The organism is Streptomyces sp. NBC_00435 (assembly GCF_036014235.1).
Classification (GTDB): domain Bacteria; phylum Actinomycetota; class Actinomycetes; order Streptomycetales; family Streptomycetaceae; genus Streptomyces.
This window is the reverse complement of sequence record NZ_CP107924.1, coordinates 5110055-5126276: the sequence shown is the minus strand read 5'-3', so window position 1 is coordinate 5126276 and position 16222 is coordinate 5110055. Positions and strand designations below refer to the sequence as shown.

At 71.5% G+C, this 16222-nt stretch carries 12 protein-coding genes and 1 pseudogene; 3 read left to right on the top strand and 10 right to left on the bottom strand.

The window, feature by feature from the left end:
* The first annotated feature begins 62 nt into the window (after positions 1 to 62).
* The 3 genes from OG389_RS23640 to OG389_RS23630 all read left to right on the top strand — a co-directional run bounded on the left by OG389_RS23640 (position 63) and on the right by OG389_RS23630 (position 3968).
* Positions 63 to 1364: an MFS transporter gene (locus OG389_RS23640; RefSeq protein ID WP_328300440.1), complete on the top strand. Its 1302-nt coding sequence runs from the start codon at positions 63 to 65 to the stop codon at positions 1362 to 1364.
* A 111-nt stretch (positions 1365 to 1475) separates the two neighbouring features.
* Positions 1476 to 2060, top strand: a complete 585-nt coding sequence (locus OG389_RS23635; protein WP_328300439.1) for a DUF402 domain-containing protein — start codon at positions 1476 to 1478, stop codon at positions 2058 to 2060.
* An 897-nt stretch (positions 2061 to 2957) separates the two neighbouring features.
* The gene (locus OG389_RS23630; protein WP_328300438.1) at positions 2958 to 3968 is read left to right on the top strand and encodes a sigma-70 family RNA polymerase sigma factor; all 1011 of its coding nucleotides are present in this window, start codon (positions 2958 to 2960) and stop codon (positions 3966 to 3968) included.
* 396 nt (positions 3969 to 4364) lie between these two features.
* Here OG389_RS23630 and OG389_RS23625 read toward each other — a convergent pair whose 3' ends face one another.
* From OG389_RS23625 to OG389_RS23580, 10 genes and pseudogenes are all read right to left on the bottom strand, one after another.
* Positions 4365 to 5642, bottom strand: a complete 1278-nt coding sequence (locus OG389_RS23625) for a thymidine phosphorylase (protein ID WP_328300437.1) — start codon at positions 5640 to 5642, stop codon at positions 4365 to 4367.
* Between the two features lie 108 nt (positions 5643 to 5750).
* Positions 5751 to 6149 (bottom strand): cytidine deaminase, encoded by a 399-nt coding sequence (locus OG389_RS23620; RefSeq protein ID WP_328300436.1) that lies wholly within the window; start codon positions 6147 to 6149, stop codon positions 5751 to 5753.
* On the bottom strand, positions 6146 to 7411 hold the full coding sequence (locus tag OG389_RS23615) for an ABC transporter permease (protein WP_328300435.1): 1266 nt from the start codon (positions 7409 to 7411) through the stop codon (positions 6146 to 6148). Before OG389_RS23615 ends, OG389_RS23620 begins: the two co-directional genes overlap by 4 nt.
* Positions 7408 to 8523, bottom strand: a complete 1116-nt coding sequence (locus OG389_RS23610) for an ABC transporter permease (RefSeq protein WP_328300434.1) — start codon at positions 8521 to 8523, stop codon at positions 7408 to 7410. Before OG389_RS23610 ends, OG389_RS23615 begins: the two co-directional genes overlap by 4 nt.
* A complete protein-coding gene (locus tag OG389_RS23605; protein WP_328304024.1) occupies positions 8520 to 10187 on the bottom strand; it encodes an ABC transporter ATP-binding protein in 1668 nt (555 codons plus the stop codon). Before OG389_RS23605 ends, OG389_RS23610 begins: the two co-directional genes overlap by 4 nt.
* A gap of 232 nt (positions 10188 to 10419) precedes the next feature.
* Positions 10420 to 11475 (bottom strand): BMP family lipoprotein, encoded by a 1056-nt coding sequence (locus OG389_RS23600; RefSeq protein WP_328300433.1) that lies wholly within the window; start codon positions 11473 to 11475, stop codon positions 10420 to 10422.
* Between the two features lie 218 nt (positions 11476 to 11693).
* Positions 11694 to 12962, bottom strand: coding sequence for an amidohydrolase (locus tag OG389_RS23595; RefSeq protein WP_328304022.1), 1269 nt, complete (start codon positions 12960 to 12962; stop codon positions 11694 to 11696).
* A 137-nt stretch (positions 12963 to 13099) separates the two neighbouring features.
* Positions 13100 to 14248 carry a hypothetical protein gene (locus OG389_RS23590; protein WP_328300432.1) on the bottom strand — a complete coding sequence of 383 codons (1149 nt, stop codon included), beginning with the start codon at positions 14246 to 14248 and terminating at the stop codon, positions 13100 to 13102.
* A gap of 170 nt (positions 14249 to 14418) precedes the next feature.
* Entirely contained in the window at positions 14419 to 15327 is a 909-nt protein-coding gene (locus OG389_RS23585; protein WP_328304020.1) for an N-acetylneuraminate synthase family protein, read from the bottom strand.
* A gap of 480 nt (positions 15328 to 15807) precedes the next feature.
* A pseudogene (locus tag OG389_RS23580) lies at positions 15808 to 16167 on the bottom strand (acylneuraminate cytidylyltransferase family protein); the annotation flags it as partial.
* Positions 16168 to 16222 lie beyond the last annotated feature (55 nt).

The window sequence follows — 16222 nt, the reverse complement described above, 5'->3', positions numbered from 1 at the left end:
GGATCGATTATCGCGAATCCGTGCATTGGACGCATGAAAAAGACGGCCCTACGGTCGTAGACATGCCTCCCGCTCATACCGGGGCACCCGTCATCCCGGGTGCCTCCACCCCGTCGTTCCCGGCCACCACCCCGCCGTTCCCCGCCTCCGCACCCGAGGCGCACGAGCCCGGCCGTCCTGGCTACCGCCGCCTCAGCCTCGCGCTCTTCGCCGCCGGACTGGCCACCTTCGCCCTCCTCTACTCCACGCAGGCACTGCTGCCCGCGATCTCCGAGGGGTTCGGTGTGACGGCTGGCCAGGCCAGCTGGACGGTCTCCGCGGCCACCGGTGCGCTCGCCCTCTTCGTCCTGCCGCTCAGCGCGCTCTCGGAGCGCTTCGGCCGGACCCGGATGATGACCTGCTCGATGGCGGTCGCGGTGGGCGTCGGCCTCCTCGTCCCCTTCGCGCCGAACCTGGAGTGGCTGATCGCGCTCCGCGCCGTACAGGGCGCGGCGATCGCCGGTATCCCGGCCTCCGCGATGGCCTACCTGGCGGAAGAGGTCAAGCCGAAGGCCCTGATCGCCGCGATCGGCCTGTTCGTGGCGGGCAACTCCATCGGCGGCATGAGCGGGCGCCTCGTCACGGGCTGGGCGGCCCAGGCCTGGGGCTGGCGCGGCGGGCTGCTGACCGTCGGCCTGATGTCACTGGCCTGCGCGGCGGCCTTCCTGGTCCTCCTGCCCCGGGCCCGGTTCTTCCGGCCGGCCTCGCTGAACCCGCGCGCGGTGGGACGTACCGTCTCCGGACACCTGCGCGACCCGCTGCTGCTGCGGCTGTACGGGATCGGCGCGCTGTTCATGACCGTCTTCGGGGCGGTGTACACGGTCATCGGCTACCGCCTGGTGGACGAGCCGTTCTCCCTCGGGCAGGGCGTCATCGGCTCGATCTTCCTGGTCTACCTGGTCGGTACGGTCTCCTCGGCGGCCGCCGGACAACTGGTGGCCCGGACGGGCCGGCGCGGCGCGCTGTACCTGGCGGTGGCCACGACCGCCCTGGGCCTGCTCCTGTCCCTCGCGGACTCGCTCGTCCCGATCCTGCTGGGGCTGGTCCTGATCACGGCGGGCTTCTTCGCGGGCCACGCGGTGGCCTCGGCGGCGGTGAGCCGCACGGCGAAGACGGGCCGCGCGCAGGCCTCGGCGCTCTACCAGTCGGCGTACTACCTCGGTTCCAGCGCCGGCGGCACGCTCGGCGCCCTCGCCTACCACTCGGCGGGCTGGGCGGCCACGGTCGCCCTCGCGCTGCTCGCGGTCGTCGGCGTCGTCTCGATCACCCTGTACGGGTCCCACGCGGCCCGCACCGCCCGGATCGCGGCGCTCGCGGCACGGTGAGCGGCGGGGCGGTGAGCGGCAGGTCGGCCTCGGGCCACAGCGGCACGGTGACGGACCTCGGCGGGTAATCCACTGACCTGCCGTCGGACCCGGATGGCATGATCGCCGGTCATGGCCATAGTCAACGTTCACCTCATCCTCGGCGGCACGGTCAGCATGATCTGCCCCGCCCGCGTGGTGGAGGCCGGCGCCGGGGGCCTGCTGCTGTGGATCGCCCCGGGCACACCGGTCTGGCGCGCCGAACTCCCGCCCGGCACCCACCTGCGGGACCTCCCGCCGGACGGCTGCTACCCGCTGCGGGCGAGCCGGTGGCGGCGCGGGGGCGCGCTGATCCTCCAGCCGGCCGGGGCCGCGCACGCGGTGTGGTGGACCTTCACCGAGGAGCAGGACTTCCGGGGCTGGTACGTCAACCTCGAATCCCGCAGGCGCGAGGGCGCGGACATCCACGTGACGGACCATGAGCTGGACATCACGGTCACCCCGGACCGGGTGTGGGAGTGGAAGGACGAGGAGTCCTTCGCCGCGAAGACGGGCCACCCGGTGTACTGGACGGCGGCCGAGGCCGCCGCGATCCGCGCGGAGGGCGTCCGCGTGACGGCTCTCGTCGAATCGTCCTCCTACCCCTTCGACGGCACCTGGTGCGATTTCCGCCCGCCGGCGTCATGGCCCCTCCCTGACCTCCCGGAACTCCCGTAACTCCCAGAACTCCCCCTCGACCCGGTCACCGCTCCGTCGGGGGCCCCGCACGAAGGACCCGCCGGAGCGTCCGCCACCACGGAAGACGAGGCCTGACGTGCCGTCCCTGCCCCACGAGTACCGGGTGACCAAGTACGACCCCGCCGATCGGGCGTCCGACGGGAGCTACCGGGGGACCGAGGACACCGACAGCGACCACGGGCCGGTCGAGGCCGCATACCTGGAGGCCGTCGCGGCCTTCGCCGCGGAGAGCGGGGTCGAGCTGCTCACCCTGAGGGAACCGCGGGTCCCCGGCGGGTTCGTGCACTTCGGGCGGGAGCCCACGGTGGAGGGGTACGGGCTGCGCGGACTGTTCCCCGACGACCTGACCGGTTTCCACGACGGCGCGCAGGTGACGGTGCCGGTGGCGCTGGAACTCGTACGCGGCATGCTCCGCGACCACGGCGCCTGGTGCCGGCTGGAGGCGGCGCGGGGGGCGCGGGAGGTCTTCGCCGTGCACGTCGGGTGGGACCAGTACGTCTACGTCGGCTCCCGCCCGGCCTGCGAGGGCGCCGTGGCCCGCACCCGCGAGCTCGGGATTTTCGCGGAGCCGATCGAGGTCTCGCCGTGCGATCCCGAGTTCGACGACGCGTACGAGCTGCGGCCCGCTGACGAGGGGTTCTGGGAGCGGGTGCGGGCGAGCGCGGCGCACGGCGGGGCGGGGCTGCTCGAGGAGCAGTACGCCGGGACGCGCTGGCACCGGATCGACGGCGCCGCCGACGGCGGTCGGCTGGACGCCGTGCGGGCCGGGCTGGCGCCGGGTTCACCGCCCAGGGGCGGACCGCGTGCCGGGCTGCGGTTGTCAGACCCCTCCGGTAGTTTCCGAAGCATCGGGAACTACCTGGGGGAGCGGTGGACATGGCCGAAACGACTGAGCTCGGACCGGAGCTGGACGAGGCGCTGGACCGGTACCGCTTCGAGCTCACCGGCTACTGCTACCGCATGCTCGGCTCCGCCTTCGACGCCGAGGACGCGGTGCAGGACACGTACATCCGTGCCTGGCGGAGCTTCGACAAGTTCGAGGGCCGGTCCTCGCTGCGGTCCTGGCTGTACCGGATCGCCACCAACGTCTGCCTGGACCTGCTGAACGCGGGGAACAAGCGGGCCCGGCCGATGGACCTGAGCGCTCCGCAGCACCAGGCGTCCGCCGTGCTCAACGAGCGGCCCGAGGTGACCTGGCTGGAGCCGGTCCCCGACGGGCGGGTGCTGCCGCAGACCGCCGATCCGGCGGAGATGGCGCTGGCGAAGGAGTCCGTACGCCTCGCCTTCGTGGCGGCCCTCCAGCACCTGCCGTCCAAGCAGCGGGCGGTGCTGATCCTGCGCGAGGTGCTGGCCTGGAAGGCGGACGAGGTCGCGACCCTGCTGGACACCACCGTCGCGTCGGTGAACAGCGCCCTGCAGCGGGCCCGCGCGACGCTAGCCGCCACCCGGATCCGCGAGAGCGAGGCGGCCGACCCGCTGGACAGCGACCAGGCGAAGCTGCTGGAGCAGTACCTGGCCGCCTTCGAGGCGTACGACATCTCCCGCCTCACCACCCTCCTCCACGAGGACGCGGTGCTGTCGATGCCGCCGTTCGACCTGTGGCTCCAGGGGCACGAGGACATCGCCGCCTGGCACCTGAACCAGGGCATCGGCTGCAAGGGCTCGCGACTGCTTCCGACCACGGCGAACGGGATGCCGGCCTTCGGCCAGTACCGGCCGCGCGAGGACGGGCAGCCGGGCTGGAGCCCGTGGGCGCTCCAGGTGCTGGAGGTCTCAGACGGGAAGATCGTCGGGCTCAACGCCTTCCTGGACACCGCCCGGTGGTTCCCGCTCTTCGGCCTGCCCGAGCAGCTCGACGAGTCCTACGAGGTCCAGCAGGGCGCGTAGGGCCGGGCCGGCCCCGGTGACGCGAAGGGGCACGCCGAGGCGCCGGGCGGTCAGCGCTGCACGGGCGAGGGCCTGGACGGTCGCGAGGGTGGGTGCGACGGATCCTGTCGCTTCGCACACCACCCCGTCGGGACCGTCTCGGCACAGTGCGCGCACGCGTGCGCACAGCTCGTCGGTATCCGGCTCCGGCCCCTCGAGGGTCAGGGTTCTGGTCTCCACATGAGACAGACCCTCGGCGCTTCCCGAACTCATCGGTAGGGCCGGAGGACACGCCTACGGCCGGGGGAAGCCGAGGTGCGGCGGCTCGAGGTGATCTCGCTTCGTCACCGGTCCCAGCATGCGGAACGGGACCGGTGGGCGTCCACCGGTCCCGTTCACCCGAAAGGGAATCGCAGGTCAGGCGATGCGGTCCAGGACGATCGGCGTGGCGGAGAAGGCCGTGCCCGCCGCCGCGATGTCGAAGGTGCCGTCCAGCGCCGCGAGGGCGTAGTCGAACTTCTCCGGGGTGTCCGTGTGCAGGGTCATCAGGGGCTGGCCCGCCGTGACCGTGTCGCCCGGCTTCGCGTGCAGCTCGATGCCCGCGCCCGCCTGCACCGGGTCCTCCTTGCGCGCGCGGCCGGCGCCCAGGCGCCAGGCGCCCACACCCACCCCGTACGCGTCCAGCCGGGTCAGCACGCCCGAGGACGGGGCCGTGACCACGTGCCGCTCGCGCGCCACCGGCAGCGCCGCGTCCGGGTCGCCGCCCTGCGCGGCGATCATCCGGCGCCACACGTCCATCGCGGAGCCGTCGGCCAGCGCCTTCGCCGGGTCGGCGTCCTTGATGCCCGCCGCGTCCAGCATCTCCCGGGCCAGGGCCAGGGTCAGCTCGACCACGTCCGAGGGGCCGCCGCCCGCCAGGACCTCGACCGACTCGCGGATCTCCAGCGCGTTGCCGGCCGTCAGGCCGAGCGGGGTGGACATGTCGGTGAGCAGGGCGACCGTCTTGACGCCCGAGTCGGTGCCCAGGCCCACCATGGTGCGCGCCAGCTCGCGCGCGTCCTCGATGTTCTTCATGAAGGCGCCGGTGCCGACCTTCACGTCCAGGACGAGGGAGCCGGTGCCCTCGGCGATCTTCTTGGACATGATCGAGGAGGCGATCAGCGGGATCGCCTCGACGGTGCCCGTCACGTCGCGCAGCGCGTACAGCTTCTTGTCGGCGGGGGCCAGCCCGTCGCCCGCCGCGCAGATCACCGCGCCGGTGGTGTCCAGTACGTGCAGCATCTCCTCGTTGGAGAGCAGCGCGCGCCAGCCGGGGATGGACTCGAGCTTGTCCAGGGTGCCGCCGGTGTGGCCGAGGCCGCGGCCGGAGAGCTGCGGTACGGCCGCGCCGCAGGCGGCGACGAGCGGGGCCAGCGGCAGCGTGATCTTGTCGCCGACGCCGCCCGTGGAGTGCTTGTCCGCGGTGGGACGGGAGAGCGAGTCGAAGTTCATCCGCTCGCCACTCGCGATCATCGCGGCGGTCCAGCGGGCGATCTCGGTCCGGTTCATGCCGTTGAGCAGGATGGCCATGGCCAGCGCCGACATCTGCTCGTCGGCGACCACGCCGCGCGTGTACGCGTCGATGACCCAGTCGATCTGCTCGGGGCTCAGTTCACCGCGGTCCCGCTTGGTGCGGATGACGGAGATGACGTCCATGGAAGTGCTTCCTTCTACGCGCATAGAGAGAGGAGAGGGGTAACCGGGTTCGCCGGTCCCGGGAAGGACGGCGGCCCTCCGCCCGGCAGGGGCGAAGGGCCGTCGAAGCTATCTCAGATGGTCCGGCCCGAAGGCCTGCGGCAGCATCGCGGAGAGCGACAGGACGCCTTCCGGCGTCTCCACCTGGAGTTCGGGGCCGCCGAACTCGAACAGCAGTTGTCGGCAGCGCCCGCACGGGACGAGGATCTCGCCCTTGCCGTCCACGCACGTGAAGTGCGTCAGGCGGCCGCCGCCCGTGGCCTGGAGGGAGGAGACCAGACCGCACTCGGCGCACAGGCCGAGCCCGTAGCTCGCGTTCTCGACGTTGCAGCCGACGACGGTACGGCCGTCGTCGACCAGCGCCGCGACGCCGACCGGGAAGCCCGAGTACGGGGCGTACGCGCGGGACATGGCCTCCCGTGCGGCCGTACGCAGGGCCTCCCAGTCCACGGTCCGCGCCGTCGTCACTTGCCCTGGCCCTTGCGGTACGGCATGCCGTCCGCCTTGGGCATCCGCAGGCGCTGCGCGGACAGCGCGAGCACCAGCAGCGTGGTCAGGTACGGGGCGGCGTCCACGAACTGGCTGGGCACCGCGTCGGTCAGCGCGTACCAGAGGAACAGCAGTACGGCGAAGACCGCCGAGACCGCGGCCGGTACGTAGCGCTTCTTGTAGATCTGCCAGGCCACGACCAGGACGAGCAGGATGGCGATGAGCAGCAGCATCGCGTGGACGTTCTCGGCGCCGCCGCGCAGCTTGAGGCTGTCGGTGAAGCCGAACAGTCCGGCGCCCAGTGCCATGCCGCCCGGCATCCAGTTACCGAAGATCATCGCGGCGAGACCGATGTAACCGCGGCCGCCGGTCTGGCCCTCCTGGTAGATCGGGCTGGCCACGATCGACAGGAACACGCCGCCCAGGCCCGCGAGGCCGCCCGAGACGATCACGGCGATGTACTTGTACTTGTAGACGTTGACGCCGAGCGATTCGGCGGCGATCGGGTTCTCGCCGCAGGAGCGCAGCCGCAGGCCGAACGTGGTGCGCCACAGCACCCACCAGGTGCCGGGGATCAGCAGCAGCGCGAGGACGGTCAGCAGCGACAGGCCGGTGACCAGGCCACCGACGACGCCCGCGAGGTCGGAGACGAAGAACCAGTGCTTGCCCTGGAGGGTCTCCATCCAGGGCGACAGCCCCGGCACCGTGATCTCGTAGATCGGCTCGACGCGCGGGGACTGCTTGGAGGAGCCGCCGGGCGCGTCGGCGAAGGTGAAGTTCGACAGGTACTGGGTGAAGCCCAGCGCCAGGATGTTGACGGCCACGCCGGAGACGATGTGGTTGACGTTGAAGGTGATCGTGATGATCGCGTGCAGCAGGCCGCCGATGGCACCGCCGATGATGCCGGCGACGACGCCGGTCCACGGACCCCACTGGTAGCCGGCCCAGGCACCGAACCAGGTGCCGAGGATCATCATGCCCTCGAGGCCGATGTTGACGACGCCCGCGCGCTCGGCCCACAGGCCGCCGAGTCCGGCGAGGCCGATCGGCACGGCGAGCGAGAGCGCGCCCGAGACCTGGCCGATCGAGGTCAGGTCGTCGGCGCCGCTGATCACGCGGACCAGCGAGATCAGCGCGAGGCCGCCCGCGATGATCAGCATGATCCACGGGAGGGTCAGCTTCGTGCGGCCGCCCTGCTTCTTGGGGGCGGCGTTCGTCGCGGAAACGGTGCTGGTGCTCACGCCGCGACCTCCTTGTCGGTCTTGATGGCGCCGCCGGCGGCGAGTTCCTCGCCGACCTTCTGCTGCTGGCGCCGGATCCCGTAGCGGCGGACGAGCTCGTAGGACACGACGACCGCGATCACGATCAGGCCCTTCATGATCGTGCCGATTTCCTTGGCGTACCCGGCCTGGTCGAGCGAGGCCGAGGCCTTGTCGATGAAGGCCATCAGGAACGCGGCGAAGAAGATGCCGACCGGGCTGTTGCGTCCGAGCAGCGCGATGGTGATGCCGGTGAAGCCGACTCCGACCGGGAAGGACAGGTTGTACGTGTGGGTCTCGCCCAGCAGCTGCGGCATGCCGGAGAGGCCGGCGACGGCGCCCGAGATCAGCATCGAGGTGATGATCATCTTCTTGGCGTCCACACCGGAGGCCTGGGCGGCGGACTCGCTGGCGCCGGTGGCACGCAGGTCGAAGCCGAAGCGGGTCCGGTTCAGACCGAACCAGTAGACGATGCCCAGCGCGAAGGCCACGAAGGTGAAGCCGTAGATCTCCAGGCCGTCACCGAGCGAGAGCGCCGGGAACCAGCCGGACGAGGCGATCTCGCCGGTGGTCAGGTCGTTGGAGCCGGCCGGCTGGACACCGAGGTTCTTCGGCAGGATCAGCCAGGCGATCAGGCTCGTCGCGATGGCGTTCAGCATGATCGTGGAGACGACCTCGCTGACCCCTCGCTTGGCCTTCAGGACACCGGCGATACCGGCCCAGAAGGCACCGGTCAGCATGGCGACGACCACGATCAGCAGGATGTGCAGCGGACCGGGCAGGGCCACGGCCGTGCCGACCACCGCGGAGATCATCGCGGCGAGGCGGTACTGGCCGTCGACGCCGATGTTGAAGAGGTTCATCCGGAAGCCGATGGCCACGGCCAGGGCGGCCAGGTAGTACGTGCCCGCCTGGTTCACGATGAGGATCTGTACGTCCTCGTAGCCGGCGTTCTCCACCATCAGGCGCAGCGGTTCGATCGGGTCGATGCCCGTCGCGCCCAGCACGATCATGGTCAGCGCGAAGGCGGCGACCAGCGCGAGCGCGGGCCCGGCGATGCCGAGGAGCAGCCGGTCCTTGTCGAGTTTCTTCATCGGGCCTCGTCCTCCGGGGAGTCGGTACGGGTTTCCGTGCCGGCGGCGGAGTGGTTGTCGGTGGCTTCCAGGTGCCCGGTGGCGGCGCCCGTCATGGCGGTGCCGAGCTCCTCCGGGGTGACGGTCGCGGGGTCCGCGTCGGCGACCAGACGGCCGCGGTAGATGACCCGCAGGGTGTCGGACAGGCCGATGAGCTCGTCCAGGTCGGCGGAGATCAGCAGGACGGCCAGACCCTCGCGGCGGGCCTCGCGGATCGCGTCCCAGATCTGCGCCTGAGCACCGACGTCCACACCGCGGGTGGGGTGGGCGGCGATGAGGAACTTCGGGTTGTGGCTCATCTCGCGGCCGACGATCAGCTTCTGCTGGTTGCCGCCGGAGAGCGAGGCCGCGGTGACCTCGATGCCGGGGGTGCGCACGTCGTACTCGCGCACGATCCGCTCGGTGTCCTTGCGGGCGGCCTTCAGGTCGAGGATGCCGCGCTTGGAGTTGGGGCTCTCGGTGACGTGGCCGAGGATGCGGTTCTCCCAGAGCGAGGACTCCAGCAGCAGGCCGTGCCGGTGGCGGTCCTCGGGGATGTAGCCGATGCCGCCCTCACGGCGCTTGCGCACCGGGGCCCTGGTGATGTCGGCGCCGTCGAGGGTGATGACGCCCGCGTCGGGGGTCAGCATGCCCATGAGGGCCTCGATGAGCTCGGTCTGGCCGTTGCCCTCGACGCCCGCGATGCCGAGGATCTCGCCCTTGTGGATCGTGAAGCCGATCCCGTCGAGCAGCAGACGGCCGGCGACCGCGTTGTCGGAGAGGTTGGCGTCCGGCAGGCCCGGCGTGCGCGCGGTGTCCTCCGTGGCGACGACCGGGCCCCCCTCGGCGACGGTCAGGCCGTCGACCCGGAGCATCGGGGTGGTGGTCACCGTGGACTCGCGGGTCTCGGGCGACGGCAGTTCGGAACCGACCATCAACTCGGCGAGCTGCTTGGTCGTGGTGGTGCGCGGGTCGGCGGTGCCGACCGTGGTGCCGCGCCGGATGACGGTGATGTCGTCGGCGACCTTCAGGACCTCGCCCAGCTTGTGCGAGATGAAGATGACGGTCAGGCCCTCGGACTTGAGCTCGCGCAGGTTGTCGAAGAGGGCGTCCACCTCCTGCGGCACGAGCACCGCGGTCGGCTCGTCGAGGATGAGGATCTTCGCGCCGCGGTAGAGGACCTTGAGGATCTCCACGCGCTGCCGGTCGGCGACGCCGAGGTCCTCGACCAGGGCGTCGGGACGCACGCCGAGGCCGTACGCGTCCGAGATCTCCCTGATCTTCTTACGGGCCTTCGCGCCGATGCCGTAGAGCTTCTCGCCGCCGAGAACCACGTTCTCCAGGACGGTGAGGTTGTCGGCGAGCATGAAGTGCTGGTGCACCATGCCGATGCCGCGGGCGATGGCATCGCCGGGGCTGTGGAAGGAGACCTGCTCCCCGTCGATGGCGATGGTGCCCTCGTCCGGCTTCTGCATGCCGTAGAGGATCTTCATCAGGGTCGACTTGCCGGCGCCGTTCTCACCGACGAGGGCGTGGACCGTGCCCTTGCGGACGGTGATCGCGATGTCCTTGTTGGCGACGACGCCGGGGAAGCGCTTGGTGATGCCGTGCAGTTCTACGGCGGGGGGCGGGCTGGACGCGTTGATGACGCACTCTCCTTGGCGCGGAAGGAGCTGAAGGCAGGGAGGGGGACAGGGCGGGGAGAGAAAGTATCGCGTCCACGATGCTTCTACGCGCGTAGCACTGTCGAGAGTGAAAACTTGCGGCCAACCGGCCACAAGATCACATGAAACCACGTGACACGGATCGGGGCCCGGGAGCGATAGAGACCGCTTCCCGGACCCCGGAGACCGTGCTTGTCGCAGGTCGGACCAAGCCTTACGGCGCGGTCTTGACCTCGATCTTCTTGGCGATGATGTCGGCCTTCGCCTTCTCGACCGCGGCGACGAGGTCCGTCATCTTCTTGTACTCGGGGTTGGAGTCGGCCAGGCCGACGCCGTCCTTGTCGAGGCCGTAGCGGACCTCACCGGACTCGGGCTTGCCGTCCTTGACCGACTTGATCAGGTTGTAGACGGACTGCGAGACCTGCTTGGTGACCGAGGTCAGGATGTGGTCCTTGTACTTCGCCAGACCGGCCTGGTTGTACTGGTCCGAGTCGACGCCGATGGCCCACTTGCCCTTGGCGGCGGTGGCCTCGATGGCACCGGAGCCGGCCAGACCGGCGGCCGAGTAGACCACGTCGGCGCCCTTGTCGAGCTGGCCCTCGGCCGCGGCCTTGCCCAGGTCGGGCTTGGAGAAACCGTCGAAGTTCGGCGGCTGGGTCAGGTACTGGGTGAGCACCTTGGCGTTCGGGTTGGTGTCCTTGACGCCCTGGGTGAAGCCCGCCTCGAACTTCTTGATCAGCGGAACCTCGACACCGCCGATGAAGCCGACCGTGCCGGTCTTGGACGCCTTGGCGGCGGCGACGCCGGCCAGGTAGGAGCCCTGCTCCTCGTTGAAGACGAGGTTGGCGATGTTCTTCGCGGTCACCGAGGTGTCGTCGATGATGCCGAACGTGGTGTTCGGGTACTTCTCGGCGACCTTCTTGATGGCCGGCGCGTAGGCGAAGCCGACGCCGATGACCGGGTTGTTGCCCTTGCGGGCCAGCTCGGTGAGGCGCTGGACCTTGTCGGCCTCACCCTCGCCGTCGGTGGGCTCCGCCTGGGCGACCTTGATCTGGAGGTCCTTCTGGGCCTTCTCCAGACCCGCGTACGCGGCGTCGTTGAACGACTGGTCGCCGCGGCCACCGACGTCGTACGCGATGGCGGCGGACTGCTCCTTCGAGGTGGAGTCGGCGGACGTGTCCGAGGACTTCTTACCGCCACAGGCGGTGGCCGAGAGGGCCAGCGCCGCGGACGCGATGCCCACGGTGGCGATCCTGGTGATCCGGCGCAAGGGGAGGCTCCTTCAAAACCTGACCGAAGCGCCACGACCGGCGCTGGTTTCGCCGCGATCGTAACGCGCGTAGATGTCAGTTAAAGGCCCGTTCATGAGTCGTTATCGGATCGTCGTGAACCAGACAGTGACCGATTGGTAACTGCCGACGCGCCCAGCCCGTGCGTACCAAGGGCTGGACGCGCCCGCCGGATCATCCGCCGATGGGGTAAGAACTTCTACCCAGCCGACCCCGTGAGCCTGGCGCGCCGCCCTTCGGCCGGCCGGCCGTCGAGCAGCGCGGCGGCCGTGAAGAACTCCACGCCGACCCCGATCGCGGCCTCGTCCACATCGAAGTCACCCCGGTGCAGATCCCGCTTCGCGGTGTCGCCGGGCGTACGGACACCCAGGCGCGCCATGGCTCCGGGCACGTGCTCCAGGTACCAGGAGAAGTCCTCGCCGCCCAGGCTCTGCTCGGTGTCCTCGACCGAATCGGCGCCGCGCCGGGCAATCATCGCCTCGCGCAGCAGTTCCGTGACCACCGTGTCGTTGACGACCGGGGGCACTCCGCGGACGTAGGTGATCTCCGACTTGGCCCGGTGCATCGACGCGATCTCGTCGATGACCGCGTGGATCTGGTCGGGGGCCTCGTGCCAGGAGTTCAGGTCCAGGCACCGAACGGTTCCGGACAGTTCCGCGTGCATCGGGATCACGTTGCAGGCGTGGCCGGCCTCGATCCGGCCCCAGGTGACCGACATGCCCGAGCGGGCGTCCATCCGCTTGGCCAGCACGGCCGGCAGGTCCAGGGCGAGCCGGGCGGCCGCCGTCACGAGGTCGGTGGTCAGGTGCGGGCGGGCGGTGTGCCCGCCCGGGCCGGCGAGGGTGACCTCCAGGCGGTCGCAGGCCGAGGTGATGGGCCCGCTGCGCAGACCGATCCGGCCGGCGTCGACCCGGGGGTCGCAGTGCACGGCGATGATCTTGCCGACCCCGTCCAGCACCCCGGAGTCGATGGCCTCGGTCGCACCGCCCGGCAGCACCTCCTCGGCGGGCTGGAAGAGCAGCCGCACCGGCCGGGGCAGCAGACCCTGGCGGTCGAGCTCGGCCAGCACGAGGCCGGCGCCGAGGACGACGGCGGTGTGCACGTCGTGGCCGCAGGCGTGGGCCCGGTCCGGGACGGTCGAGCGGTACGAGACGTGCGTCTTGGCATCCGGGATCGGCAGGGCGTCGATGTCCGCGCGCAGGGCGAGCATGGGACGCACCCCGTCCCAGGTCCCGACGTCACAGATGAGCCCGGTGCCCGACTTCAGCACCCTCGGCCGCAGGCCCGCCTTCTCCAGTCGGGCCTTGATCGCCGCCGTGGTGCGGAACTCGTGGTGCCCTAGCTCGGGGTGCATGTGCAAGTCCCGGCGGAAGTCGATCAGTTCGGCACGCAGGTGGTCCGGAAGCTTGCCGGGCAGCTCGGGCCGGTCGGGCGTGCCGGGCAGGGCGGTCTGGGACTCGCGGGACATCAACTGGTTCACCCGTTTAAGGGTAGGCCCACCCATGGGTCAACTGGCTGGAGATCACCAAAAGTTCATGCCGTTAGGGGAAAGAAACCCGGCCTCTGGACGCATGACCGGATGTGAGCGGGGGTAAACTCGCGCGCTCATCCGGCCGCCGGAGCCGCCTGAGCAGGAAGTCTGTGCACATCACGGGCCGTGTCGGTGACCCCGGCGAGAAAACCGCGGGCCCGGTCCGAGGCGGCCGGGGTGAGCCAGCCCGGATCCACATCGCATACGGCCACGGTCACGCCGGTGCCGATCAGGGCGTACGGCAGCGTGTGGACGACCGTGGACGGGAAGCTGACGATCGTCCGGCCGACCGGGCCCCGTCGCGCGATCAGCTCCAGCGGCAGGTCCGGGCGTACGATCTCCAGCCCGGTCGCCTCGCTCAGCGCGCGCAGCTTCTCCGGGGACTCCCGGCGGTGGGCGAAGTACCGGGTGGCGCCGTGTTCCAGGGTCAGGGCGCGCACCGCGTCCCGGTAGCGGTCCGCGTCGACCACACCGGTCTCCACCAGCGAGGTCCCGACCAGGTCGGTGCCCTTGGTCAGGCGCGGCGGGCCGAAGCGGGAGCGGGTCCACGCGAAGTCGTTGAGCCGGACGGTCATCGCACCGTGCGCGGTGACCGGCATCGAGGTGAACACCTCGACGCGGCGGCCGGAGCCGGGGCCCGGGGTGAACCGCCGCCGGGCCGTCGCCGAGACCGGTGCGTACGCCAGCTCGCGCAGCCGGCCCGGGAGGCCGCCGCCGCCCACCCGGTGCCAGCGCACGAGGCGCTCGCCGCGGGCCGTCTGGGCGACGAACTCCATGGTGGCGGTGCCGTCGTCGACCACGACGAGCTCCTCGGCCCGGACGAGGGTGAGCAGCAGCTGGACGTAGCGGGAGAACGGATCCCCCAGGACCACCCGCCGCGCCGCCCGGACCTCGCGGGCCAGTGCGGTGAGCGCCCTGACCGGTGCGAAGCGGCCGCCGCGCGCCTCCTGCCAGCGGACCTCGTGGCCCTCGTCCCGGGCCAGCCCCGCCATCCGGCGCAGCTGGCCGCGGGACATGGGGTCGGTGGGCGGGAGCACGACGATCCGGACCGCGGCGGCGGGGGGCGACGCGGGCCCCGCTCCGGTCCCCCGGCCGGGCTGGCGCGGGACGGCGCCGAGCAGCCCGGTGCGCTGTGCGTGTGCCCACTCCAGGACGTTGAGGAGCTGGACCGGGCTCTCCACGAAAGCCAGGGCGGGGGTGGGTGCGGAGGCTGAGGGGGTCACCACGTACTCCTCGGGAGAGGGCGGAATGGAACGATCGGCGATCCGTACGAGTCCGTCGCGCGCCGCCGTCGCCTGGGGCCGCGGCCCCAGGGGGTCCGGGCGCGGCCGGGGAACGGGCGGAGGGCGGGTAGGGGCCTCCGCACCGCGCGGCGGCACGCCCGGGGGCCCGGTCAGACGGTGGCGGGCTCGCCCTGGACCCGGCGGAGCTTCTTCATCGGGCCGAGCTCGGACTCGTACACCCGCTTGACCCCGTCGCCCAGCGCCGTCTCGATGGTGCGGATGTCGCGGACGAGGCGGGTCAGGCCTCCGGGCTCGACGGAGGCCGCCTGGTCGGAGCCCCACATCGCCCGGTCGAGGGTGATGTGCCGCTCGACGAAGCAGGCGCCGAGCGCCACGGCCGCCAGGGTGGTCTGCAGGCCCGTCTCGTGGCCGGAGTAGCCGATGGGAACGTTCGGGTACTCCTCCCGCAGGGTGTTGATGACCCTCAGGTTCAGCTCCTCGGCCCTGGCCGGGTACGTCGAGGTGGCGTGGCAGAGCAGGATGTTGTCGCTGCCGAGCACCTCCACCGCGTGCCGGATCTGCTTCGGGGTGGACATGCCCGTGGAGAGGACGACGGTGCGGCCGGTGGCGCGCAGCGCGAGCAGCAGCTCGTCGTCGGTCAGCGAGGCGGAGGCGACCTTGTGCGCGGGGACGTCGAACTTCTCCAGGAAGGCGACGGCCTCGGTGTCCCACGGGGAGGCGAACCAGTCGATGCCGCGCTTGGCGCAGTGCTCGTCGATGGCGAGGTACTCGGCCTCGCCGAACTCCACGCGGTGGCGGTAGTCGATGTAGGTCATCCGGCCCCAGGGGGTGTCGCGCTCGATGTCCCACTGGTCGCGGGGGGTGCAGATCTCGGGGGTGCGCTTCTGGAACTTCACGGCGTCGCAGCCGGCCTCGGCGGCGGCGTCGATGAGGGCGAAGGCGTTGCCGAGGTCGCCGTTGTGGTTGATGCCGATCTCGCCGACGACGTAGACGGGGCGGCCGGGGCCGGCGGTGCGCGAGCCGAAGGCGCGGAGGCGGGGGGCGGGGGTGACCGTCATGGCAGGGCTGTCCTTCGGTACGGGGGGTGCGAGGGGTGTGGGAGGTGCGAGGGGTGCGGGGCGTGCGGGAGGTACGAGGGGTGTGGGGCGTGCGGGAGGTACCGCGGTGAGCACGGGAGCGGGAGCCGGCTCCGGATCGGGATCGGGATCGGGAGCCGGATCGGGAGCCGGCTCCGCAGTGAGTACCGGCACGAGTGCGCGGGCGCGGGCCAGGTCGTGGGGGTCGTCGATCTCCAGCACCCGGGCCGGATCGGTCGCCACGGGGACGGTCCGCCCGAAGAAGCGGTGGCGGGCGGCCCGGAAGCCGGCGGCGTCCATGGCGTAGGCGGCGCCGGTCTCCAGCAGGTCCTGGGGCCGGTCCTGGCGGCGGGGACGGTACGAGGTGTCGTGGTTGACCCCGGTCCCGGAGCCGTCGGGGGCCGCCCGCCAGAGGAAGCCGTGGAAGGGAGCGGCGGTGAGCGCGGAGTCGGCCCCGCCCGAGGCGACGGCGGCGGCGACGGACTCCACGTCGGAGGCGGTGACGAAGGGGCTGGTGCACTGCACGAGGAGGACCACGTCGACGGTGACCGAGTGCAGCTCCTCGAAGGCGTCGAGCGCGTGCAGCAGGGCGGCCTCGCTGGTGGCGGTGTCTCCGGAGATCCCGGCGGGCCGCCGCAGCACCACGGCCCCGGCCCCGCGGGCGGCGGCGCCGATCTCCTCGGAGTCGGTGGACACCAGGACGTCGGTGACGCTCCCGGCCCCCAGGCAGGCCCGCACGGCCCGTACGACGAGCGGCATCCCGCCGACGTCGGCCAGGTTCTTGCCGGGCACGCCCTTGGAGCCCCCGCGCGCGGGGATCACGGCGAGCACCCTGGGCACGTCCCGCCCCCGGGCCCCGGACAGCGCGGCCGCGGGA